Annotated in this window: 21 protein-coding genes and 5 tRNA genes; 19 read left to right on the forward strand and 7 right to left on the reverse strand. The window is 30.8% G+C overall.

Features of this window, described 5'->3' with window-relative positions; genetic code table 11:
• Position 1: 1 nt before the first annotated feature.
• Genes purS through sfsA form a run of 5 tightly spaced genes read right to left on the reverse strand, consistent with a single transcriptional unit; the run spans position 2 to position 3801 of the window.
• Positions 2-244 carry a phosphoribosylformylglycinamidine synthase subunit PurS gene (gene purS / locus ACTTBL_RS01655; RefSeq protein ID WP_440643333.1) on the reverse strand — a complete coding sequence of 81 codons (243 nt, stop codon included), beginning with the start codon at positions 242-244 and terminating at the stop codon, positions 2-4.
• Positions 241-1026, reverse strand: a complete 786-nt coding sequence (purC, locus tag ACTTBL_RS01660) for a phosphoribosylaminoimidazolesuccinocarboxamide synthase (RefSeq protein WP_440643334.1) — start codon at positions 1024-1026, stop codon at positions 241-243. Before purC ends, purS begins: the two co-directional genes overlap by 4 nt.
• The gene (gene purB / locus ACTTBL_RS01665) at positions 1026-2318 is read right to left on the reverse strand and encodes an adenylosuccinate lyase (RefSeq protein ID WP_440643335.1); all 1293 of its coding nucleotides are present in this window, start codon (positions 2316-2318) and stop codon (positions 1026-1028) included. The genes purC and purB overlap by 1 nt, the downstream gene beginning before the upstream one ends.
• A 3-nt stretch (positions 2319-2321) precedes the next feature.
• Positions 2322-3092 carry a type I methionyl aminopeptidase gene (gene map, locus ACTTBL_RS01670; RefSeq protein ID WP_440643336.1) on the reverse strand — a complete coding sequence of 257 codons (771 nt, stop codon included), beginning with the start codon at positions 3090-3092 and terminating at the stop codon, positions 2322-2324.
• A gap of 10 nt (positions 3093-3102) precedes the next feature.
• Positions 3103-3801 carry a DNA/RNA nuclease SfsA gene (gene sfsA, locus ACTTBL_RS01675; RefSeq protein ID WP_440643337.1) on the reverse strand — a complete coding sequence of 233 codons (699 nt, stop codon included), beginning with the start codon at positions 3799-3801 and terminating at the stop codon, positions 3103-3105.
• A 20-nt stretch (positions 3802-3821) separates the two neighbouring features.
• Between sfsA and ACTTBL_RS01680 the strand changes: the two genes are divergently transcribed.
• From ACTTBL_RS01680 to ACTTBL_RS01700, 5 genes are all read left to right on the forward strand, one after another.
• A complete protein-coding gene (locus ACTTBL_RS01680; RefSeq protein WP_440643338.1) occupies positions 3822-4571 on the forward strand; it encodes a competence/damage-inducible protein A in 750 nt (249 codons plus the stop codon).
• Complete coding sequence (locus tag ACTTBL_RS01685; protein WP_440643339.1) at positions 4571-4972, forward strand: gamma-glutamylcyclotransferase family protein; 402 nt, start codon at positions 4571-4573, stop codon at positions 4970-4972. Before ACTTBL_RS01680 ends, ACTTBL_RS01685 begins: the two co-directional genes overlap by 1 nt.
• Positions 4973-4996: 24 nt before the next feature.
• Complete coding sequence (locus ACTTBL_RS01690; protein WP_440643340.1) at positions 4997-6139, forward strand: hypothetical protein; 1143 nt, start codon at positions 4997-4999, stop codon at positions 6137-6139.
• 101 nt (positions 6140-6240) lie between these two features.
• Positions 6241-6326: transfer RNA gene (locus ACTTBL_RS01695), tRNA-Leu, on the forward strand.
• 4 nt (positions 6327-6330) lie between these two features.
• Positions 6331-7101, forward strand: coding sequence for an NAD kinase (locus ACTTBL_RS01700; protein ID WP_440643341.1), 771 nt, complete (start codon positions 6331-6333; stop codon positions 7099-7101).
• Positions 7102-7510: 409 nt separating this feature from the next.
• Here the strand turns inward: ACTTBL_RS01700 and ACTTBL_RS01705 are convergent.
• Together ACTTBL_RS01705 and rlmB are read right to left on the reverse strand one after the other, a co-directional pair.
• Positions 7511-7586, reverse strand: a tRNA-Thr gene (locus ACTTBL_RS01705).
• 33 nt (positions 7587-7619) lie between these two features.
• Positions 7620-8363, reverse strand: a complete 744-nt coding sequence (gene rlmB / locus ACTTBL_RS01710) for a 23S rRNA (guanosine(2251)-2'-O)-methyltransferase RlmB (protein ID WP_440643342.1) — start codon at positions 8361-8363, stop codon at positions 7620-7622.
• Positions 8364-8492: 129 nt separating this feature from the next.
• On the opposite strand from rlmB, the gene ACTTBL_RS01715 reads away from it, so the two are divergent.
• The 14 genes from ACTTBL_RS01715 (at position 8493) to rpsG (ending at position 22096) form a co-directional block, all read left to right on the forward strand.
• A tRNA-Tyr gene (locus ACTTBL_RS01715) sits at positions 8493-8578 on the forward strand.
• Positions 8579-8623: 45 nt separating this feature from the next.
• Positions 8624-8697: transfer RNA gene (locus ACTTBL_RS01720), tRNA-Gly, on the forward strand.
• Positions 8698-8745: 48 nt separating this feature from the next.
• Positions 8746-9936 carry an elongation factor Tu gene (gene tuf / locus ACTTBL_RS01725; protein WP_440643343.1) on the forward strand — a complete coding sequence of 397 codons (1191 nt, stop codon included), beginning with the start codon at positions 8746-8748 and terminating at the stop codon, positions 9934-9936.
• 10 nt (positions 9937-9946) lie between these two features.
• A tRNA-Trp gene (locus tag ACTTBL_RS01730) sits at positions 9947-10022 on the forward strand.
• Between the two features lie 17 nt (positions 10023-10039).
• A complete protein-coding gene (gene secE / locus ACTTBL_RS01735) occupies positions 10040-10231 on the forward strand; it encodes a preprotein translocase subunit SecE (RefSeq protein WP_072090353.1) in 192 nt (63 codons plus the stop codon).
• Positions 10231-10761: a transcription termination/antitermination protein NusG gene (gene nusG / locus ACTTBL_RS01740; RefSeq protein ID WP_145597949.1), complete on the forward strand. Its 531-nt coding sequence runs from the start codon at positions 10231-10233 to the stop codon at positions 10759-10761. The genes secE and nusG overlap by 1 nt, the downstream gene beginning before the upstream one ends.
• Entirely contained in the window at positions 10761-11186 is a 426-nt protein-coding gene (rplK, locus tag ACTTBL_RS01745; RefSeq protein WP_023853690.1) for a 50S ribosomal protein L11, read from the forward strand. The genes nusG and rplK overlap by 1 nt, the downstream gene beginning before the upstream one ends.
• Positions 11186-11875 (forward strand): 50S ribosomal protein L1, encoded by a 690-nt coding sequence (gene rplA / locus ACTTBL_RS01750; RefSeq protein WP_440643344.1) that lies wholly within the window; start codon positions 11186-11188, stop codon positions 11873-11875. Before rplK ends, rplA begins: the two co-directional genes overlap by 1 nt.
• A 5-nt stretch (positions 11876-11880) precedes the next feature.
• Positions 11881-12399, forward strand: coding sequence for a 50S ribosomal protein L10 (gene rplJ / locus ACTTBL_RS01755; protein WP_440643345.1), 519 nt, complete (start codon positions 11881-11883; stop codon positions 12397-12399).
• 5 nt (positions 12400-12404) lie between these two features.
• Positions 12405-12770, forward strand: a complete 366-nt coding sequence (gene rplL / locus ACTTBL_RS01760) for a 50S ribosomal protein L7/L12 (RefSeq protein WP_023853693.1) — start codon at positions 12405-12407, stop codon at positions 12768-12770.
• A gap of 56 nt (positions 12771-12826) precedes the next feature.
• The gene (gene rpoB, locus ACTTBL_RS01765; protein ID WP_440643346.1) at positions 12827-16915 is read left to right on the forward strand and encodes a DNA-directed RNA polymerase subunit beta; all 4089 of its coding nucleotides are present in this window, start codon (positions 12827-12829) and stop codon (positions 16913-16915) included.
• Positions 16915-21087, forward strand: coding sequence for a DNA-directed RNA polymerase subunit beta' (gene rpoC / locus ACTTBL_RS01770; protein ID WP_440643347.1), 4173 nt, complete (start codon positions 16915-16917; stop codon positions 21085-21087). The genes rpoB and rpoC overlap by 1 nt, the downstream gene beginning before the upstream one ends.
• A 167-nt stretch (positions 21088-21254) precedes the next feature.
• The gene (gene rpsL / locus ACTTBL_RS01775; protein ID WP_023853696.1) at positions 21255-21626 is read left to right on the forward strand and encodes a 30S ribosomal protein S12; all 372 of its coding nucleotides are present in this window, start codon (positions 21255-21257) and stop codon (positions 21624-21626) included.
• Positions 21626-22096 (forward strand): 30S ribosomal protein S7, encoded by a 471-nt coding sequence (gene rpsG / locus ACTTBL_RS01780; RefSeq protein ID WP_023853697.1) that lies wholly within the window; start codon positions 21626-21628, stop codon positions 22094-22096. Before rpsL ends, rpsG begins: the two co-directional genes overlap by 1 nt.
• The last annotated feature ends 6 nt before the right edge of the window (positions 22097-22102 follow it).

Genomic DNA, 22102 nt, shown 5'->3' on the forward strand with positions numbered 1-22102 from the left:
ATTACTTTGGATCAATTATTTTATAATTTTCAATTACAAGATTTGCCAAAAGTTTTTTACACATTTCTTCAACTTTTGCTTTTGCTTTGTCGTTATCAGTTTCTTTAGTGTCTATTTCAAAATATTTACCTTGTCTAACTTCATTAACATCCTCAAAACCCATCCCATCCAAAGTTTGATGAATAACTTTTCCTTGTGGATCAAGTACATCTTTTTTCAAAGTGATGACTACAGAAATTTTCATTTTTTCTTTCTTTTAACTGAAGATAATTTAGTTACATTTACCGCTGAAACATTAGATTGTTCATGTAGTATACCTAATCTTTTAGCAACCTCAGTATAGGCTGGAATTAAATCACCCAGATCATTTCTAAATCTATCTTTATCTAATTTTTTTTCTGTAATACTATCCCACAACCTGCACGTATCAGGACTTATTTCATCTGCTAAAATAACTTCATTTTTTCCATCAATTTTAATTCTTCCAAATTCCAATTTAAAATCGATAAGTTTTATTCCAACACCTCTAAACATCCCAATCATAAAATCATTGATTCTTAAAATCATTTTTTTAACTTTATCTATTTCTGTTTTTGACGACCAATCAAATGCTAAAATATGCTCTTCAGATATTAATGGATCTCCAAGCTGGTCATCTTTTAAGCAGTATTCTATAAGAGGTTCTTTTAAAACAGTACCATCCTCAATACCCAATCTTTTTGTAATCGAACCTGTTGCGACATTTCTTACAATAAATTCGATCGGAATTATTTCTACAAGCTTTATAATTTGCTCACGCATATTTAATCTTTTAACTAAATGATTTTTAATTCCTATTTGAGAGAGGTTAGAGAGTATATGTTCAGATATTCTATTGTTTAGAACACCTTTACCCTCAATTGTAGTTTTTTTTTGATTATTGAATGCAGTTGCATCATCTTTGAAATATTGAATAACTAAGTTTTTATCATTTGTTGCGTAAATGATTTTAGCTTTTCCTTCGTATAATTTTTTTCCTTTTTTCATTATTTAAAAACTCTCCTAAAGATAAAATTAACATTTTTAAAGTGTTTAGAATAATTAAATATAGATTTTAGTTTTTTTGGCGAAATTTTACTCATTATAAATTTATCAGATGAAATAACATCAATTAAATTTAAATTTTCTGCAAAACATTTTTTTGAATAAGATTGAACTAATCTATAAGATTTTTCTCTGCTTAATCCTGTTTTAGTTAATTCCAACATAACTTCTTGAGAAAAAATTAAACCTTTTGTTAAATTTAAATTTTCAACCATTTTTTTAGGGTAAACAATCATGTTATCTAAAATATTTGTAAGTCTAGCCAATGCAAAATCAGTTGTAATATTAGCATCTGGCCCAATATTTCTTTCAACACTTGAATGAGAAATATCCCTTTCATGCCAAAGCGCTATGTTTTCAAGTGCTGGTACAACTGCACTTCTAACCATTCTAGCTAAACCAGTAAGATTTTCACTTAATATTGGATTTTTTTTATGAGGCATCGCAGATGAGCCTTTTTGATTTTTAGAGAAATATTCTTGTAATTCATACACTTCGGTTCTTTGTAAGTGTCGTATTTCAACTGCTACTCTTTCAATAGATCCTGCAATAATACCTAAAACAGAAAAATAAAATGCATGTCTATCTCTTGGAATTACTTGTGTCGATATTGGCTCAATTTTTAGACCTAATTTTTTGGCAACATGTTTTTCAACATTTGGATTGATGTTAGCAAATGTACCAACAGCGCCAGAAATTGCACAAGTTGATACTTCGTCAATAGCATCTTTTAGTCTTTTTCTATTTCTTTTAAATTCTTCATAAAATGAGGCCAATTTTAAACCAAAAGTAATTGGTTCAGCATGGATACCGTGGCTTCTTCCCATACATGGGGTAAATTTATATTTTTTTGCCTGCTTTTTTAAAACTTTTAAAATTTGATCAATATCTTTTAAAATAATTTTACCAGATTGGACTAATTGAATATTAAAACTAGTATCTAAAACATCTGATGAAGTCATTCCTTGATGTAGATATCTTGCTTTAATTCCAGCTTTTTCAGTAACAGAGGTAAGAAAAGCTATCACATCATGTTTAACCTCTGATTCTATTTTATGAATTCTACCCACATTAATTTTAGCTTTTTTTCTAACGATTGAAGCGACACCTCTTGGAATTTGTCCAAGTCTTTCCATAGCTTCAGCTGCTGCGACTTCAACATCTAACCAGATTTTGTATTTATTTTCTTCTGACCAAATATTAGTTAATTGTTTTCGCGAGTATCTTTTAATCATTAATTATAAGTATGGAGGCTTTGAATAACCTTTAACAGATTCTGTAAAGATTTCATAACCATTTTCAGTAATTCCTAACGTATGTTCAAATTGTGCAGATAAAGATTTATCTTTTGTAACAGCTGTCCAGCCATCATTCAGCATTTTAACATCATATTTACCAATATTAATCATTGGTTCTATCGTAAATGTCATACCTGGTCTTAAATCCATACCTGTATTTTTTTTACCATAGTGAAGAATATTTGGTGGCTCATGAAATGTAGTACTTATTCCGTGACCACAAAAATCTCTGACAACTGAAAAACCTTTTTCTTCCACAAAAGACTGAATTTCATAACCAATATCTCCTAATTTAATTCCTGGTTTTAAAATTTTAATAGCTCTCATCATAGACTCGTAAGTAACATCTATAAGATTATTTAACTTAACTGGAGTTTTTCCAATACAAAACATTCTGCTTGTATCACCGTAATGTTCATCAACTATTGCAGTTACATCAACGTTTACAGCGTCACCTTCTTGTAAAATTCTATCAGATGGTATTCCGTGACATACAACATGATTTAAAGATGTACATAAAGATTTTGTAAACCCTCTATAATATAGTGGTGCAGAGTATCCACCATTATCTCTTATAAATTCATATCCTAACTTGTCGATATAATCTGTAGAAACACCTTCTTTGATATTTTCAGTTAACATATCTAGAGTTCTTGCTGCCAGGTTTCCTGCAATTCGCATTTTTTCAAATTTGTCTTTATAATCAGTCATCTATAAGCAATCAGTCATCTATAATTTTTAATTTTTTATCTATAAAAATTTTTTTAGAACTTATATCACATCTATAAGCCAAAAAATTAACACCAGCTTTTTTAGCTATTAAATAAGTCTTAAAATAATTTTCATCTATATCTTTAGCTATTTTAAAATATTTCATATTTTGGATTTGAACTAAAAATATTAAGTATGTTTTATAACTTTTTTTTATGGCATCAATAAGGGTTAATAAATGCTTAATTCCTCTTGCTGTTGGAGCGTCTGGAAATTCCGCCGTGTCTTTATTTCTAAATAATGTAACATTTTTTACTTCTACAAAGGTTTTTTGTGTTTTTTTTTCTAATAAAAAATCAAATCTTGTTTCCTTATTAAAAAAAACCTCTGGTTTTACAGAGTCATTATTTTTAAGTTCATTTATAAGATTGTTTTTAAGTCCGTGCTCAACTATTCTATTTGCTATGTGAGTATTAACCCCAACTAAATTTTTTCTAGATTTAATGATTTCCAATCCATATTTAAGCTTTCGTTTTGGATCGTTGTTAGGAAGTAAATAAACTTCATTACCCTCGTCTAACAAACCTTTCATTGACCCTGTGTTAGGACAGTGAGCTGTGACAATTTCTTTACCAAGTTTAACGTCAGTAAAAAACCTTTTATAACGTTTGATTAGTTTGCCTTTTACTAGAGACTTGGTAAATTCCATTTCTAAATTATATATTTCATATGAATAAAAAAGTAAAAGTTAATGCATCGATTTTAATTATTGGCAATGAAATTTTATCCGGCAGAACTCAAGACACAAATACATCAACCTTAGCAATTTGGCTTAATTCAATTGGTGTAAATGTTGTAGAAGTTAGGGTAATACCTGATGTTGAAGAGACTATTGTTAAAACTTTAAACTTACTTAGATCAACATACGATTATGTTTTTACAACTGGTGGTATTGGGCCTACTCATGATGATATTACCGCTCAATCTGTTTCAAAAGCATTTGGAATTAAATATGAGATTCATAAAGAGGCTTTTAAAATTCTAGAAGCTTATTACCAACCAGGTGAATTTAATGAAGGTAGACAAAAGATGGCATGGATGCCAGAGAATGCGAAATTAATTTTAAATCCAACGAGTGGCGCACCAGGATTTAATGTTGAAAATGTATTTTCTTTACCAGGGGTACCATCTATTTTAAAATCAATGTTAGGTGGTTTGACTAACAGTATAGTAGGTGGTCAACCAATTAAAAGCATTACAATTAGTTTAAGAACTGTTGAGAGTGAAATTGCTAACTCCTTAACAAAAGTTCAAAATGATAATAAAGATGTTGAGATTGGAAGTTATCCTTTTTTCCATGCAGGTAAATTAGGTGTATCAATAGTAATAAGATCAGAAGATCAAAATAAAATAGATAATTGTAATTCTCAAATTTTGAAATTTGTTAATGAGAAAAAAATTGAGGTAGTTGATAGATAATGCTTTATTTTGCTTATGGAAGTAATCTTCATCATTTTCAAATGAAGCGTAGATGTAAAGACAGTATTTTTTTAAAAAAAATAAATTTGAAAGATTTTAGATTAACATTTAGAAGCAAGTATAGAGCTGCTGATGTTGAACCAAAAAAAAACTCTATTGTTCCAGGAGCATTATTTGAAATTTCTAAAAGTGATGAAAAAAAACTAGATGTGTATGAAGATTTTCCAATTCTTTATAAAAAACATTATTTTTATTATTATGGAAAAAAGGTGATGACTTATACTATGGTAAAAAAAACACCCTTCAAATTTCCGACAGAAAGGTATTTAAACGTTGTAAAAAGAGGATACAAGGATTGTAAACTCGATAGCAGATATCTTAAAAAAGCTTTAAAGTCATAAAAAGTGTTTATTTAATAAATAATCATGAAAAAAATATTTTTAATTAATATTTTAGTTTTTTTTTGTAGCATATTATTTATTTATGTTATTTTAGAAATTACTAACATTTTTGTTTCAGGTCCTCCAAGATATTATGAATTAGTATATAATTTGGAAAAAGGTGATTTAAGAGAAAAAAAAGAAAGACTTGTTTATTACAAAAAAAATATAAATTTAAATGAAGAAAGTAATTTTAGTCAATATGAAATTAATTCATATGACAGTTCAGATTTTAGCGGTCCAATTGTAAATGCAAATTGCGGAAGTTTGGAATCTGGTTTACATGAGTTGTATTTCAAAACTGACAAAAATGGCTTTAGAGAAAACAAAGATAATCTATACAATAATACAGACATTGTTTTAATTGGTGACTCATTCACTATGTCTATTTGTGAAAACAAACCTTTAGATTTAAAGAGTCAATTAATTAAGTTAAATAAAAATTTATCCTACTTAAATCTGGGTATACATGGTGTCAATTATGTAAAGCAATTATCTGTACTAGCTAATATTACTGAAAATACAAACTTTGACACATTAATATGGTTTTTTTATGAGGGTAATGACTATGAGGATAATATTTCAAATTATAATTCTTATAATAATTTAAAAAGGTATCAATCTCACTCTAAAGTAGACGAAATAAATTATTTTGTGGATAAAAAATTTAAAATATCCTTATTTTACAAATTAAAAGTTTTGCTTGCAGAAAAAGTAAATGGAATATCTTCATTAGTTAAGTATTTTAAAAAATATGAAATTTTACTAGATAAGGATGATTACAATAAAGCATTACAAATTTCTCAAAAATACCTTGATAAGAAAAATATTAAAAATAGATATATTTATTACATACCTAGCTGGCAAAGATTAACAAACTATAAATCAAAAAAATATGGCTTGTACAACAACAATCCACAAATTAAGCAACTTAATCATTTAAAAAAAACAGTTAAAAATGTATCAGAAAAAAATGGATTTGTTTTTATCGATGGTGAAGAAATATTTATTAATCGAGTAAATCCATTAAATGTATTTCACTATGAGTTGAATACTCATTTTAATCGTCTTGGATACAAGATATTAGCTGAAGATATATATAATAAAATTGTTAAAAAATTAAATTAATTTGATTAATTCAGATTATTAAAAAATTTAATAAAAAAAATTTACAGATTACTCTTGTTCAATTATAAATATTAGCATAAATACTCATGAAATTCATTGATGCCCTCGTGGTGAAATTGGTAGACACAAAGGACTTAAAATCCTTGCCGCTTGCGGAGTGCCAGTTCGAGTCTGGCCGAGGGCACCACTAAATGAACAAACTTCATATTATTTCAGATAAAAATAAAAAATCTTCAAAGATTAAAAATTTATTAATAAAAAAAATTAAGTCTAATCATTTTAAAAAAGAAAATCTGATTATTGTTATAGGTGGTGATGGCTTCATGCTTCAGACACTTAAAAAGAATAAAAATTCTAACAAACATTTTTATGGGATCAATTCTGGAAATTATGGATTTCTTATGAATAAATTTTCATCAAAAGATATTATTAAAAATTTAACAAAAGCAAACTTGGTTACAATTTCTCCTCTAGAAATGACTGTCAAAACTAGAAATAATCAAATTAGAAGATCTATAGCTATTAATGAAGTTTCTGTTCTTAGACAAAGTAGACAAGCAGCCTCTTTATCTATTAAACAAGGCTCAAGACAAGTAATTAAGAATTTAGTTTCAGACGGAGTGTTAGTATCGACACCTGCAGGAAGCACAGCCTACAATCTTTCAGTACATGGACCTATTTTAAGTCTCCATTCGAAAAAATTATCCATATCTCCAATAAGTGCATTTAGACCAAGAAGATGGAAAGGTAAAATAGTTAATGATAAAACTAAGATAGTTATAACTAATTTAAACCCAACTAAGAGACCTATTAGTGCTGTTGCAGATAATTTAGAGGTTAGAAATGCTAAATCAATTACAGTAAAAACTAATAATAAAATAAAGTTTAATCTTCTTTATGATAAAAACAGAAGTTTACAAAAGAAGATTAAAATAGAGCAAATAAGAAGAGAGACTAGTTAGATAAATGAAAAAAACTAATCCAATAATGCTCGCAGTCATTATTTTAGTTGGAGGTTTTTGTGCATTTAAAATTATGTCTTTTCTTGGTTGTTACGTTCGTATTGAAGACGCTAATGAGTGCTGGAAATTAACAGCCTGGTAGATTAAACGAAAAATTTTTAGAGATTGTGGTTTTTGGTTATGACACTTGAGATTTTTATAATTTTATTAACCGTTGTTCTTGCAGTTTATTTTTTATTCAGACCTACATCCAAAAAAGAGCAAGAGCGGTTCGAAGATAAAGATAACTGGAGAGGTGGATTTTAAATTGACAAATTAATTGATCTACAGATCTGTCCACACTCTGACTACACCTATTGTCTTAAGAGTAGATGTTACAGAAGTTAATTTGATTAAAAAGTAAGTGAAGTGGTGCCCCCGCACGGATTCGAACCGCGGACCTATTGATTACAAATCAATTGCTCTACCAGCTGAGCTACAAGGGCATGCGCAATAATTATTAATTATTTATTAAATAATCAACTCTTTTTTTTTATATATCTAAGGTGGTGAAACACTATTGCAGCACTATTTGAGATATTTAAACTTTCTATATCTTCATTAATATTAATTTTAACAAAAAAATCTGCATATTTACCTGTATGCTGTCTCATACCAAATCCTTCTGATCCAAATAGAAGGATGTTATTTCCTTCCCATTTTATGTCTGTAAAATCTTTTTTACCTTTTGCATCAAAACCATAAATCCAGAAATTTTTTTCTCTTAAATTTTTTAAAGTGGAATTAATATTTGATACTTGGAATATATTTACGTGTTCCATGCATCCACTTGCTGATTTATACATTAACTTACTATCTCGAGGAAAATGTCTTTCTTTAATTATTAATCCATCAATATCAAATGATGCTGCACTTCTTATTAATGAACCAATGTTTCTTGGATCTGTAACTTCATCAAGACAGACGAATGTTAAGTTATTTTTACCTTTTATAAATTGTTTTAGATCTGGTTGATCTAAATGTTCAACTTCAGCAACATAACCATTATGCATTAACTGTTCTCTTGAAGTATATTTGTCTAATTCCTTTTTGGATTTAAAGTAAACTTTAACGTCTTCTAAAACATTTTTGTTTGGATTTTTTCTATGAATATTTTTTTTAGACTCCTCAGTTAAAAATACTCTTAAAACCTTTCTTTTAGGGTTTCTAAGAGCCTCAATAACCGCGTGTTGACCAACAATGAAAAATGATGATTTATTCATAAATTATTAAGTGTTTTACACGTTTTTTTTAATATTTACTTATTAAATCACGTGTTGCATTTGCATAAATAAAATATATAAAACGCATGTTATTTGAAGCTTTATTGAACAAGGGGACACTTCCCCAAAGGAGGGGTTCCAGAGCGGTCAAATGGGGCGGGCTGTAAACCCGTTGACTTCGGTCTTCGAAAGTTCGAATCTTTCCCCCTCCACCATTTAATAAAAATTTAGATAACATGGAGTGTTACTCTTGGGGTTGTGCGGGTGTAGTTCAATGGTAGAACGCTAGCCTTCCAAGCTGGATGTAAGGGTTCGATTCCCTTTACCCGCTCCAAGAAAATAAAATTGAAAATGAAAACAAATAAACTGAGGTAAAAACGTAATGTCAAAAGAAAAATTTGTAAGAAATAAACCCCACTGTAACATTGGGACTATTGGTCATGTCGACCATGGTAAAACAACTCTTACTGCCGCGATTACAAATGTATTAGCACAAGCGGGCGGCGGAACTGCAGTTGCTTATGATCAAATTGATAAAGCACCTGAGGAAAAAGAGAGAGGTATAACAATTTCAACAGCACACGTTGAGTATGAAACTGAAAAAAGACACTATGCTCACGTAGATTGTCCTGGTCACGCTGACTATGTTAAAAATATGATCACTGGTGCTGCACAAATGGATGGAGCTATTTTAGTTGTTAATGCAGCTGATGGCCCAATGCCACAAACAAGAGAGCACATTCTTTTAGGAAGACAAGTTGGTATTCCTGCAATTGTTGTTTACTTAAATAAAGTAGATCAAGTTGATGATAAAGAAATGATTGATCTTGTAGAAGAAGAAATTAGAGAACTTTTAACTTCATACAAATACCCAGGTGATAAAACACCAATCGTTAAAGGTTCAGCTTTAGCAGCAGTTGAAGGAAGAGATGATGAAATTGGAAAAAATTCAATTTTAGAATTAATGAAAGCGGTAGATGAACACATTCCACAACCAGCTAGAGAGGTTGATAAACCATTCTTGATGCCAATTGAAGATGTATTCTCAATTTCAGGAAGAGGAACTGTTGCAACTGGTAGAGTTGAGTCAGGTGTAATCAAAACTGGAGAAGAAGTTGAAATAGTTGGAATTAAAGAAACTAAGAAATCAGTTTGTACTGGAGTAGAAATGTTTAGAAAACTTTTAGATTCTGGTGAAGCTGGGGATAACGTTGGAATTTTATTGAGAGGTATTGAAAGAACTGATATCGAAAGAGGTCAAGTTCTTTGTAAGCCTGGTTCAATTACTCCACATACTAAATTTGAAGCTCAAGCGTATGTACTCAAAAAAGATGAGGGTGGAAGACATACTCCATTCTTTACTAAGTACAGACCACAGTTTTATTTTAGAACAACAGACGTTACAGGTGAAGTAGAGTTACCAGCTGGTACTGAAATGGTTATGCCAGGTGATGATGCTAAATTCACTGTTAAACTAATTACACCAATTGCTATGGCAGAGAAATTAAACTTTGCAATTCGAGAAGGTGGAAGAACTGTTGGAGCAGGAGTAGTAACTAAAATTATAGAGTAACTCTATAAATAGGAGTGTAGCTCAATTGGTAGAGCGCCGGTCTCCAAAACCGGAGGCTGAGGGTTCGAGTCCCTCCGCTCCTGCCAATTTGAGCTTAGAAATTATGAGAAACCCGATTAAGTTTATACAAGAAGTTAAACAAGAGGCTTTTAAAGTTACTTGGCCCACTTGGAAGGAAACTTTGCAAGGTGCTTTAATGGTTTTTGTTATGGCAGTTGTTATGTCTTTATTTTTTCTTCTTTTAGATCAGGTTTTGAAATTTTTCTTAGAACTTTTACTAAAAGTGAGTATTTAATGAAAAATTGGTACATTGTTCAGTCTCACTCTAGTTTTGAAAATAAAGTAGCTTCTTTAATTAAAGAGGAGGCAGATAAAGCTAAAATTTCTGATAAGTTTGAAGAGATTATTGTGCCTACACATGATGTTACTGAGGTTAAGAGAGGTAAAAGAATTCAGAGAAAAAAGAAATACTTTCCTGGATATGTACTAATTAAAAGTGAGATGGATAATAATATTTATCACATGATTAAGAATATAAAGAGGGTCAGTGGTTTCTTGGGCACAAAAGGCATTCCTGTTCCAGTTTCAGATAAAGAGGTAGAAAAGATTTTAGGTCAGATTAAAGATGGTGTTGCTCAGCCAAAATCTGGCGTAGATTATAGTGTAGGTGAAAAAGTTCAGGTTGTAGACGGTCCATTTGCGTCATTTACAGGCATGATTGAAGAAATTGATGAAGAAAAAGCTAGACTTAAGGTGTCAGTTTCTATATTTGGTCGTCCTACACCAGTAGATTTAGAATATAATCAGGTTGAGAAGGTAAGTTAATGGCAAAAGAAATTAGTGGATTTATAAAATTACAAATTAAAGGCGGTCAAGCTAACCCAGCCCCACCTGTTGGTCCTGCATTAGGTCAACGAGGTGTAAATATTATGGAATTTTGCAAAGCTTTTAATGATAAAACTAAATCAATGGCAGGCAAACCTGTGCCAGTAGAAATCACAGTTTATAAAGACAAAAAATTTGATTTTAAAATTAAATCACCTCCAGCATCTTTTTACATTAAAGAAGCTGTAAAGCTTAAAGGTGGATCAAAAGAACCTGGAAGAAATATTGTAGCTTCAATTTCTAAAAAACAATTAGAGAGTATAGCAAAAGAAAAAATGAATGATCTAAATGCACATGATATTGAAGAAGCTATAAAAATTATTGCAGGATCAGCTAGATCAATGGGTATTGAGGTAAAAGAATAATGGCATCAAAAAGATACAAAAAATTACCTGAAAAGACAAAAGACTTGAACGCAGAGCCAATAGAAAAATTGTTACCTGAGCTTAAGAAAAACTGCACAACTAAGTTTGATGAATCTTTAGATTTAAGTTTTCAAATAAATCACAAGCAAAAGAAAAGCGAAGTTAATATAAGAACAGTAGTTAATTTACCTGGCGGCACAGGTAAGAAAGTTAAAGTTGCTGTAGTTTGTGAGTCTAACAAACAACAAGAAGCAAAAGATGCAGGTGCAGATATCGTAGGTGGTGACGAATTTGTTGAAAAAATTAAAGGTGGAGAATTAAATTTTGAAAAATTAATTTGCACACCTGGAATGATGATTAAACTCTCTAAATTAGGAAAAGTTTTAGGACCAAAAGGTTTAATGCCTAATCCCAAACTTGGTTCAGTTTCTGAAAATATTAAAGATGCAGTAACTAATGCTAAATCTGGTCAAGTAGAAGTTAGAAATGATAAAGACGGAAATATTGGAGTGAGTATTGGTAAAAAATCTTTTAGTGATGATCAATTACTTAAAAACTACAATGCAATTTTAGATGCTTTAGAAAAAGAAAAATCAAACAATACTTTAAAAGGTGATTTAATTAGAAGTGTATTTGCTACATCAACAATGGGTGTTTCATATAAAGTTAAATTAGGGAAATCGATATAGTTATGATGAACAAAGAACAAAAGAAAAATTATATTGAAGAAATGACTAGTAAGTTTGAAAACAGCAAAGCTGTTATGGTTACTCATTACCAAGGTTTAACTATGACTCAATTAGATGAATTGAGAGCGAAAATGAGAGAACATGGAATAATTTTCAAAATAACGAAAAATAGAATTACAAAATTAGCTTTAGAAAAAACAAAGTGTAAAGATTTATCAAATTTATTTACTGGTCCTACAGCAGTTGCATTTGGAGAGGATGCTATAATGTCTGCAAGGATTCTTTCAAAATTTGCAAAAGATAACGAAAACTTAAAATTAATTGGTGGAATTATGGATAACGAGGTCTTAGATCAGGCTGGTGTCCAAAATGTAGCTAGTTTGCCTACATTAGATGAAGCAAGAGCCAATATTGTGGGTATTTTGAACGCTTCTGCATCTAAATTAATCAGTATTTTGCTTGCACATTCAGAAAAAATGAGTAGTTTGTCGGCAGAAAATTCTGAAACACAACCCAAAGAGTAATACATATGCCTGACCTAAACAAAATTATTGAAGACTTATCAAGTTTGACTGTTGCAGAAGCAGCTGAACTTTCAAAACAATTAGAAGAAAAATGGGGTGTAACTCCAATGGCAGCAGCAGCTCCAGCAGCAGCAGGTGGTGCGGCTCCAGCAGAAGATAAAGATGATTTTACAATCATGTTAGTTTCTGCAGGTGATAAAAAAATTAATGTTATTAAAGAAGTAAGAGCAGCTACTTCATTAGGTTTAAAAGAAGCTAAAGATCTTGTAGAGGGAGCACCAAAAGAAGTTAAATCTGGTGTAAACAAAAAAGAAGCTGAAGAGATCAAAGCTAAGTTAGAAGCTGCTGGCGCTAAAGTAGAACTTAAATAAATTAAATAGAAAGAATTCGAATACTGATTATTTTTAATCAGTATTTATAAATATAGATGCAATTATCTTTTACTGAAAAGAAAAACATAAGAAAAAGTTTTGGTAAACTAAAAGAGAGTTTATCTATACCTAATTTAATTGAAGTACAAAAAAATTCGTACAAAGAATTAACAGAATTTAATGCCGAAGCAGCTGAACTTACCAAAGGTTTTGATAGAGTTTTTAAAAGTATTTTTCCTATTGAAGATTTAAATGACAAAGCAACTTTAGAATATGTTTCATATAGATTAGAGAAACCAAAATTTGATGTTGAAGAATGTATAGCAAGAGGTCTTACATATTCATCAGCTCTTAAGTGTACTTTAAGATTAGTAGTTTATGAAATAGATCAAGAAAATAATACAAAAGATATTTTATCAGCTAAAGAGCAAGAAGTATATATGGGTGAAGTTCCTATGATGACTAATAGTGGAACTTTTATAACTAACGGTGTTCAAAGAGTTGTAGTGAACCAAATGCACAGAAGTCCAGGTGTATTTTTTGATCATGATAAAGGAAAAACTCATGCAAGCGGTAAACTTTTATTTAATTGTAGAGTAATTCCTAATAGAGGTTCTTGGTTAGATTTTGAATATGATGTTAAGGATTTTCTATATTTTAAAATTGACCGAAAAAAGAAAATTTTTTCATCTACTTTATTATTAGCTTTAGGCTATACAAAATCAGAAATTGTGGATGAGTTCTATGAAAGTGAACAGTATACTTTTGATACAAAAACCGAAAAGTGGAAAACTAAATTTAATCCTGAAAACTACAAAGCAAAAAATTTCTCAGAAGAAGTAATTGACGCAAAAACTGGTAAAGTTGTAATTAAATTAGGTGACAAGATTAATTTTTTAAGTGCAAAAAAATTAGCTAATGATGGTTTAAAAGATATACTAGTTTCTAGAGAGTCCTTGTTTGGCAAATTTTTACACAGAGATGTAAAAGTTAATGAAGAAGAAGATGGTGTATTTAAAATTGGGACTGAATTAAATGATACAATAATTCAACAAATTTTAGATGCAAATATACACACACTTCAAATTTCTGTTACAAACTCTATAAATAAAGGACCTTATCTACTTACAACTATTTTAGCTGATAAAAATAATACTAAAGACGAAGCTATCACAGAAATCTACAAAATGTTAAGACCTGGTGAGCCACCAACCATAGAGATAGCAACTCAAATATTTAATAATCTTTTCTTTAGCTCAGACAGATATGATTTGTCTGATGTTGGAAGAGTTAAAATGAACTCAAGATTAAACCAAGAATGTTCTGATAAAATTACCATATTAAGAAATGACGATATCATAGCAATTATTCATAAAATGTTGGATTTACGTGATGGTAAAGATGATGTCGATGACATTGATCACCTAGGAAATAGAAGAGTTCGTTCTGTTGGTGAGCTAGTTGAGAACCAAGCTAGAATTGGTGTTTACAGAATGGAAAGAGCAATTAAGGAAAAAATGACAACTTTAGATGTTGAGTCAGCAATGCCACAAGATCTAATTAATGCAAAACCATTAACAGTTTCATTGAAAGATTTTTTTGCAAGTTCACAACTATCTCAGTTTATGGATCAAACAAATCCTTTATCTGAAATTACTCATAAAAGAAGAGTTTCAGCGTTGGGTCCGGGAGGTTTAACAAGAGAAAGAGCAGGTTTTGAAGTCAGGGACGTCCATCCAACTCACTATGGAAGAATTTGTCCAATAGAAACACCAGAGGGTCCAAACATCGGTTTGATTAATAGTTTATCCACTTATGCAAAAATTAATAAGTATGGATTTATTGAAAGTCCATATAAAAAAGTCAAAGACGGTGTTGTTCAAGATAAAGTCGAATATTTATCAGCAATGGAAGAAACAAAATTCACTATTGCTCAAGCAAATACAAAACTTGATAAAAATGGAAAAATTACTGAAGAACTAGTTTCATGCAGACAAAATCTAAACTTTCTTTTGGCTAAACCTGACTCAATTGATTACATTGACGTATCACCAAAACAACTAGTTTCAGTTGCAGCATCATTAATACCATTCTTAGAAAATGATGATGCAAACAGAGCCTTAATGGGATCAAACATGATGAGGCAGGCAGTTCCATTATTAAAACCTGAATCGCCACTAGTTGGTACAGGAATTGAAAGTGATGTTGCCTTAGACTCTGGAGTAACTATTGTTGCTAAGCGTGATGGAGTTGTTGATAAAATAGATGGTAAAAGAATTGTTATAAAAGTAACAGAGGAAACAGATTTTAGTAAGTCTGGTGTAGATATCTATAACCTTCAAAAATTTAAAAGATCAAACCAAAATACTTGTATAAATCAAAGACCACTAGTTAGAGTTGGTGATAAAGTTAAATCTGGAGATATTATTGCAGATGGTCCTTCAACAAAATTAGGTGAACTTGCTTTAGGTAAGAACGTTACAGTAGCATTCATGCCGTGGCAAGGTTACAACTTTGAAGACTCAATCTTAATTTCAGAAAGATGTGTTACAGATGACGTATTTACATCTGTTCACATTGTTGAATACGAAATAATGGCAAGAGATACAAAACTTGGTGAAGAAGAAATAACTAGAGATATACCAAATGTAAATGAAGAGGCCTTAAAAAATCTTGATGAGTCAGGAATCGTTTACATTGGTGCAGAGGTTAGTGCTGGTGATATTTTGGTTGGTAAAGTTACACCAAAAGGTGACTCAGCATCTGGTCCAGAAGAAAAATTATTAAGATCAATTTTTGGAGAAAAAGCTATTGATGTAACCGATACATCTTTAAGAATGTCTAGAGGATCCAGTGGAACGGTAGTTGATGTAAGAGTATTCAATAGACATGGAATTGAGAAGGACGAAAGATCAATAACTATTGAAAGAGCTGAAATTGAGCAAGTTCAACAAGATAAAATTGTTGAAGAAGAAATTTTAGAAAGAAGTATTAAACAAAGAGCTTCACAATTCTTGTCAGGATCATCTTTAACAAAAAAAGTAAAAGATTTATCAGAAGGAACTAAGTTAGATTTTGATATAATTAATACATTATCAATTAATGATGTCTTCAAAATCACAGTAGGAAATGTAAATGACGAAGCAACATTAGCTCAATTAAAAGATCAATATAATAAAGCGAAACAAGACATAACTGAGAGATTTGAAGATAAAGTTCTAAAAATTAGAAGTGGTGATGATTTATTACCAAGTGTTATGAAAATGGTAAAAGTATTCGTTGCTATCAAAAGAAGATTAAGACCTGGTGATAAAATGTCAGGAAGACATGGAAACAAAGGAGTTGTAAGTAAAATTGTACCTGTTGAAGATATGCCATATAGAGAAGATGGTAGACCAGTTGATATTGTGTTAAATCCACTGGGTGTTCCAAGCAGGATGAACGTTGGGCAAATTTTAGAGACACATTTAGGTTGGGCATGTAAAGAATTTGGTGAACAAGTTAAAAATTTAGTTAACGAAAATAACAAAAAAATAGAAAGAACAGAAAAAATCGAAAAATTCCTAAAATCTGTTTATGGAGAAGAAATTTTCAACGAGAAAGTAGATAAATTAAGCAAGAATGAATTCAAAGATCTTTGTGAAAATTTGCAAAATGGTATCGCAATCTCAACACCTGTTTTTGATGGTGCTAAAGAAAAAAATGTTACTGAGATGCTTGAACTAGCAAATCTACCAGGATCAGGACAAACTTATTTATGGGATGGAAGAACAGGAGAGAAATTTGATAGACCGGTTACTGTTGGAATAATCTATATGCTAAAACTTCATCACTTAGTTGAAGATAAAATTCACGCAAGATCTACAGGACCTTACAGTTTGGTTACACAACAACCACTTGGTGGTAAAGCACAGTTAGGTGGTCAAAGATTTGGTGAAATGGAAGTATGGGCACTTGAGGCATATGGTGCATCATATACTTTACAAGAAATTTTAACTGTTAAATCTGATGACGTAGCAGGAAGAGTTAAAGTTTACGAAACTATAGTTAAAGGTGAAGAAAACTTTGAGTCTGGAATACCAGAGTCATTTAACGTTTTAGTTAAAGAGATTAAATCATTAGCATTAAATGTGGAGCTTAATTAATGAAAAAAGAATTAACAGATCTATTTAAGGGTAGCGAAATTTCAGAAGCTCAAAATTTTAATAGTATTAAAATTTCACTTGCTAGCCCAGAGAAAATTAAATCTTGGACATTTGGTGAAATTAAAAAGCCTGAAACAATTAATTATAGAACGTTTAGACCTGAAAAAGATGGTTTATTCTGCGCAAGGATTTTTGGACCAATAAAAGATTATGAGTGTTTATGCGGCAAGTATAAACGAATGAAATTTAGAGGAATTATCTGTGAGAAATGTGGTGTTGAGGTTACAAAATCAAATGTAAGAAGAGAAAGAATGGGCCACATTAATCTTGCTACACCAGTAGCACATATTTGGTTTTTAAAGTCTCTTCCAAGCAGAATTGCTTTGGCAGTAGACATGAAATTAAAAGAAATAGAGAGAGTTCTTTATTTTGAAAACTTTATAGTAATAGAACCTGGTTTAACTGGTTTACAAAAAAATCAACTCTTAAATGAGGAAGAATTAGCAAAATACCAGGATGAGTTTGGTGAAGAAAGTTTTACAGCGGGAATAGGAGCAGAAGCTGTTCTTGAGATGCTGAAAAATTTAGATTTAGAATTAGAAAGAAAAAATCTTGTCAGCTTTATTAAAGAAACCAAATCAAAAGTTAACGAAGAAAGAGCAATTAAAAGATTAAAATTAATAGAATCATTTATTGAAACAGGTCAAAAACCTGAATGGATGATTATGACTGTTGTGCCAGTTATACCACCAGAATTAAGACCATTAGTTCCTCTTGATGGTGGAAGATTTGCAACTTCAGATCTTAACGATTTATACAGAAGAGTAATTAACAGAAATAATAGATTAAAAAGATTAATGGATCTTAAAGCTCCAGATATCATTGTAAGAAATGAAAAAAGAATGCTTCAAGAGTCTGTAGATGCACTATTTGATAACGGTAGAAGAGGCAGGGTAATAACAGGGACTGGTAAGCGACCACTTAAATCTCTTGCTGAAATGTTAAAAGGAAAACAAGGAAGATTTAGACAAAATTTATTAGGTAAAAGAGTTGATTATTCTGGAAGATCAGTAATAGTTGTCGGTCCAGATTTAAAATTACATGAGTGTGGTTTACCGAAAAAAATGGCTCTTGAGTTATTTAAACCATTTTTATATGCAAGATTAAATAAATTAGGCTTAGCTTCAACAATTAAACAAGCTAAAAAATTAGTTGAAAAAGAAACAAATGCAGTTTGGGATGCTTTAGAATTAATAGTTAGAGAGCATCCGGTACTTTTAAATAGAGCACCAACACTTCATAGGCTAGGAGTTCAAGCATTTGAGCCAAAATTAATTGAAGGAGATGCAATTGAATTACATCCTTTAACTTGTGCTGCATTTAACGCTGACTTCGATGGTGACCAAATGGCAGTGCACGTGCCGTTAAGTTTAGAGGCACAATTAGAGGCAAGAATTTTAATGTTATCTACAAATAATATTCTTTCTCCATCGAACGGTAAACCAATTATTGTTCCGAGTCAGGATATGATTTTAGGAATTTACTATCTTTCACAAGAACCTATATCTGAAAAACCAGCTGGATACTTTACAAATTCAGATCAGATTGAATTTGCATTATCATCTGGTCAAATAAATGTACATAGTACTATCATTTCAAGATACGAGACTGTTGATGAGCAAGGGAATAAGAAAATAGAAAAATACACTTCTACAGCTGGAAGATTTTTATTAGCAAATTTATTACCTAAAAATAGTAATATTAAGTTCTCTTTGGTAGATAGATTATTACCTAAAAAAGTAGTTTCAGAAATAATTGATATTGTATTTAGATTTTGTGGTCAAAAGACAACTGTAATTTTCTGTGACAAGCTTAAAGATTTAGGATTTAAACACGCATTTAAAGCAGGAATTTCCTTTGGAAAAGATGATCTTGTAATCCCTGAAAATAAAACTCAATTAATTGATGATACTAAGAAATTAATTGCAGATTATGAAACTCAATATGCTGAAGGCTTAATTACAAGAGGTGAAAAATACAACAAAGTTGTTGATGCTTGGTCTAAATGTACAGATAAAGTTGCCGGAGAAATGATGAAAGGAATTTCAGCTACAGAAAAAACTGATGAAGGATTGAAAATAAATTCTGTATTTATGATGGCTGACAGTGGAGCTAGAGGATCTGCCGCTCAAATGAAACAATTAGCCGGTATGAGAGGATTGATTGCTAAACCTTCAGGGGAAATTATCGAAAGTCCAATTATTTCAAACTTTAAAGAGGGATTAACTGCTTTAGAGTACTTTAATTCAACTCACGGAGCTAGAAAAGGGTTAGCAGATACAGCACTTAAAACAGCTAGTTCTGGATATTTAACAAGAAGACTATGTGATGTTGCACAAGACTTAACAATAACAAAAGTTAATTGCGATGATCCTGGATTTATTGAACTATCTGAAATTTTAGAGGGTGGTAATGTGGTTGTTAGTTTATCCGAAAGAGCATTAGGTAGAGTAACAGCTGCTGATGTTAAAAACCCTTTATCAGGTGAAGTAATTATTAAAAAATCTGAAATGATTGATGAAGCAGGTTGCGATAAAATTGATGCTGCAGGAGTTAAATCAATTAAAGTTTATTCAGTAATGACATGTAATTCAAAAGAGGGTGTTTGTGCTACTTGCTATGGACGAGATTTATCAAGAGGTAAGATGGTTCATGTTGGAGAAGCTATAGGAATGATATCTGCTCAATCAATTGGAGAGCCAGGTACACAGTTAACAATGAGAACGTTTCACGTTGGAGGAACAGCTTCAGTTAAACAAGACTCTCAAATAGTTACCAAAAGTGAGGGAACTTTAAAAATAATCAACTCAAATATTTTAGAGGACTCTAAAAAGAATTTGATTGTTATGGGAAGAAACACCCAACTTTCTATAGAGGATGACAAAGGAGTTCAGATAGCAGTTTATAAAGTTGCTTATGGATCAAGACTATTTTTCAACAATGGTGACAAAGTAAAAGCAAATACCAAAATATGTGAATGGGATCCTTACACAACTCCAGTTATAGCAGAGAAAAGTGGTACAGCTAGTTATGTAGATTTAATTGATGGTGTATCAATTCAAGAAACTACTGACGATGCAACAGGAATTTCTTCTAAATCAGTAATTGATTGGAGAGGTCAATCAAAAAGTACTGATTTAAAACCTAGAATTACTTTAAGAGATGAAAAAGGAAATGTGATTAAAAAAGCTGATGATAATGAAGCTAGATATTACTTAGTACCAGATTCGATTTTATCAATTAAAGATGGTCAAAAAGTTTATGCAGGTGACGTAATTGCAAGATTACCCAAGGAAACAACAAAAACAAAAGATATTACTGGAGGTCTTCCAAGAGTTGCTGAATTATTTGAAGCTAGAAAAGCTAAGGATAGCGCAATTATTGCAGAAAATGATGGTAGTGTTGTTTTTGGTAAAGAAGTAAGAGGTAAACAAAGAGTATCTATTGTTCCCGAAGATGGGTCGGAACCTTCAAACTATCTAATTCCAAAAGGTAAACATATCAATTTTAATCCGGGCGAAAAAATTCAAAAAGGAGAGTATCTTTTAGATGGCCAACCATTGCCACATGATATTTTAAGAATTTTAGGAATCAAAGAATTAACAGAATATTTTGTTAACCAAGTTCAAGAAGTCTATAGATTACAAGGTGTCATAATAAACGATAAGCATATTGAAACTATTTTAAGACAAATGCTTAAAAAGGTTGAAGTTAAAGTATCAGGTGACTCAAGTTATTTACCTGGTGAAGTAGTTGATAGAATTAAGTTTGATAATACTAATGAAAAATTGATTGCGGAAGGAAAAACACCAGCCGTTGGTGAACGAGTCCTAATGGGTATTACAAAGGCTTCACTTCAAACAGAATCGTTTATTTCAGCAGCTTCTTTCCAAGAAACAACAAGAGTATTAACTGATGCTGCAATTAAAGGAAAAGTTGATCCATTAAATGGCTTAAAAGAGAACGTAATTGTTGGAAGATTAGTTCCTGCAGGTACTGGTAATATTAAAAATAGATGGAACAATAAAGCTCTGGAGGATGATAATAATTTCTTAGCAGAGCAGGATAAAATAGAAGCTTCAGAACCTGAAGAAACACAAGCAAATCAATAAAAAAATCGCCTAAAAATTGCAGTTTTAGTTTGACAAAGGGCTATTAATAAGTAATTTGGCGATGTTTTTGGTTGGAATGTAGTGCTTCTAACAGTACTAAACGCTGCCACAAAATAACCTGTCAGTTATTTTCATCTAAAAATAAATTAATTAATTTTAAAATATTTATGCCAACTATTAATCAGTTGTTAAGAAAAAAAAGAGTTAAACCAGCTGCAAGGAACAAAGTTCCTGCTTTACAAAAACAACCTTTAAAGAGAGGTGTTTGTGTTAAAGTTTATACAACAACTCCGAAGAAACCAAACTCTGCATTAAGAAAAGTTGCTAGAGTAAGATTATCAAATGGATTTGAAGTTACAGCTTACATTCCTGGTGAAGGTCATAACCTTCAAGAACACTCGGTAGTACTGATTAGAGGTGGTAGGGTAAAAGATTTACCAGGTGTTCGTTATCATATTCTAAGAGGTAATCTGGATACTCAAGGTGTTGCGAACAGAAAACAAAGAAGATCTTTATACGGAACAAAAAAAGGTAAATAATGTCTAGAAAAAAAACACAGCCAAAAAAAAATGTAGTTCCAGATCCAAAATTTAATTCAACTATAATTCCAAAATTAATAAACAATATAATGTATGATGGTAAAAGAGGTATTGCTGCAAAAATTGTTTATGAAGCAATAGATAAAATAAAAACAAAAACAAAAGATGAACCAATAAATATTTTTAATGAAGCAATTAATAACATCAAACCAACAGTAGAAGTAAGATCTAGAAGAGTTGGTGGTGCAACTTACCAAGTTCCTGTTGAGGTAAAAAGTAAAAGAGCACAAGCTTTAGCTATTAGATGGTTAGTTGAGTCAGCAAGAAAAAGAAAAGACAAACACATGGCAGATAAAATTTTTAATGAGCTTTATGATGCTTATGAAAAAAAAGGTGCTGCCGTTAAAAAAAGAGAGGATGTACACAAAATGGCAGAGTCCAACAAGGCATTTGCTCATTTTAGGTGGTAAAAAGAT

Source organism: Candidatus Pelagibacter sp. HIMB123 (assembly GCF_052048195.1).
Taxonomy (GTDB): Bacteria; Pseudomonadota; Alphaproteobacteria; order Pelagibacterales; family Pelagibacteraceae; genus Pelagibacter.

Excerpts from the sequence above, each read along its gene's own strand:
- purS (WP_440643333.1), bottom strand. The coding sequence starts at position 244 with ATGAAAATTTCTGTAGTCATCACTTTGAAAAAAGATGTACTTGATCCA.
- purC (WP_440643334.1), bottom strand. The coding sequence starts at position 1,026 with ATGAAAAAAGGAAAAAAATTATACGAAGGAAAAGCTAAAATCATTTAC.
- purB (WP_440643335.1), bottom strand. The coding sequence starts at position 2,318 with ATGATTAAAAGATACTCGCGAAAACAATTAACTAATATTTGGTCAGAA.
- map (WP_440643336.1), bottom strand. The coding sequence starts at position 3,092 with ATGACTGATTATAAAGACAAATTTGAAAAAATGCGAATTGCAGGAAAC.
- sfsA (WP_440643337.1), bottom strand. The coding sequence starts at position 3,801 with ATGGAATTTACCAAGTCTCTAGTAAAAGGCAAACTAATCAAACGTTAT.
- ACTTBL_RS01680 (WP_440643338.1), top strand. The coding sequence starts at position 3,822 with ATGAATAAAAAAGTAAAAGTTAATGCATCGATTTTAATTATTGGCAAT.
- ACTTBL_RS01685 (WP_440643339.1), top strand. The coding sequence starts at position 4,571 with ATGCTTTATTTTGCTTATGGAAGTAATCTTCATCATTTTCAAATGAAG.
- ACTTBL_RS01690 (WP_440643340.1), top strand. The coding sequence starts at position 4,997 with ATGAAAAAAATATTTTTAATTAATATTTTAGTTTTTTTTTGTAGCATA.
- ACTTBL_RS01700 (WP_440643341.1), top strand. The coding sequence starts at position 6,331 with ATGAACAAACTTCATATTATTTCAGATAAAAATAAAAAATCTTCAAAG.
- rlmB (WP_440643342.1), bottom strand. The coding sequence starts at position 8,363 with ATGAATAAATCATCATTTTTCATTGTTGGTCAACACGCGGTTATTGAG.
- tuf (WP_440643343.1), top strand. The coding sequence starts at position 8,746 with ATGTCAAAAGAAAAATTTGTAAGAAATAAACCCCACTGTAACATTGGG.
- secE (WP_072090353.1), top strand. The coding sequence starts at position 10,040 with ATGAGAAACCCGATTAAGTTTATACAAGAAGTTAAACAAGAGGCTTTT.
- nusG (WP_145597949.1), top strand. The coding sequence starts at position 10,231 with ATGAAAAATTGGTACATTGTTCAGTCTCACTCTAGTTTTGAAAATAAA.
- rplK (WP_023853690.1), top strand. The coding sequence starts at position 10,761 with ATGGCAAAAGAAATTAGTGGATTTATAAAATTACAAATTAAAGGCGGT.
- rplA (WP_440643344.1), top strand. The coding sequence starts at position 11,186 with ATGGCATCAAAAAGATACAAAAAATTACCTGAAAAGACAAAAGACTTG.
- rplJ (WP_440643345.1), top strand. The coding sequence starts at position 11,881 with ATGAACAAAGAACAAAAGAAAAATTATATTGAAGAAATGACTAGTAAG.
- rplL (WP_023853693.1), top strand. The coding sequence starts at position 12,405 with ATGCCTGACCTAAACAAAATTATTGAAGACTTATCAAGTTTGACTGTT.
- rpoB (WP_440643346.1), top strand. The coding sequence starts at position 12,827 with ATGCAATTATCTTTTACTGAAAAGAAAAACATAAGAAAAAGTTTTGGT.
- rpoC (WP_440643347.1), top strand. The coding sequence starts at position 16,915 with ATGAAAAAAGAATTAACAGATCTATTTAAGGGTAGCGAAATTTCAGAA.
- rpsL (WP_023853696.1), top strand. The coding sequence starts at position 21,255 with ATGCCAACTATTAATCAGTTGTTAAGAAAAAAAAGAGTTAAACCAGCT.
- rpsG (WP_023853697.1), top strand. The coding sequence starts at position 21,626 with ATGTCTAGAAAAAAAACACAGCCAAAAAAAAATGTAGTTCCAGATCCA.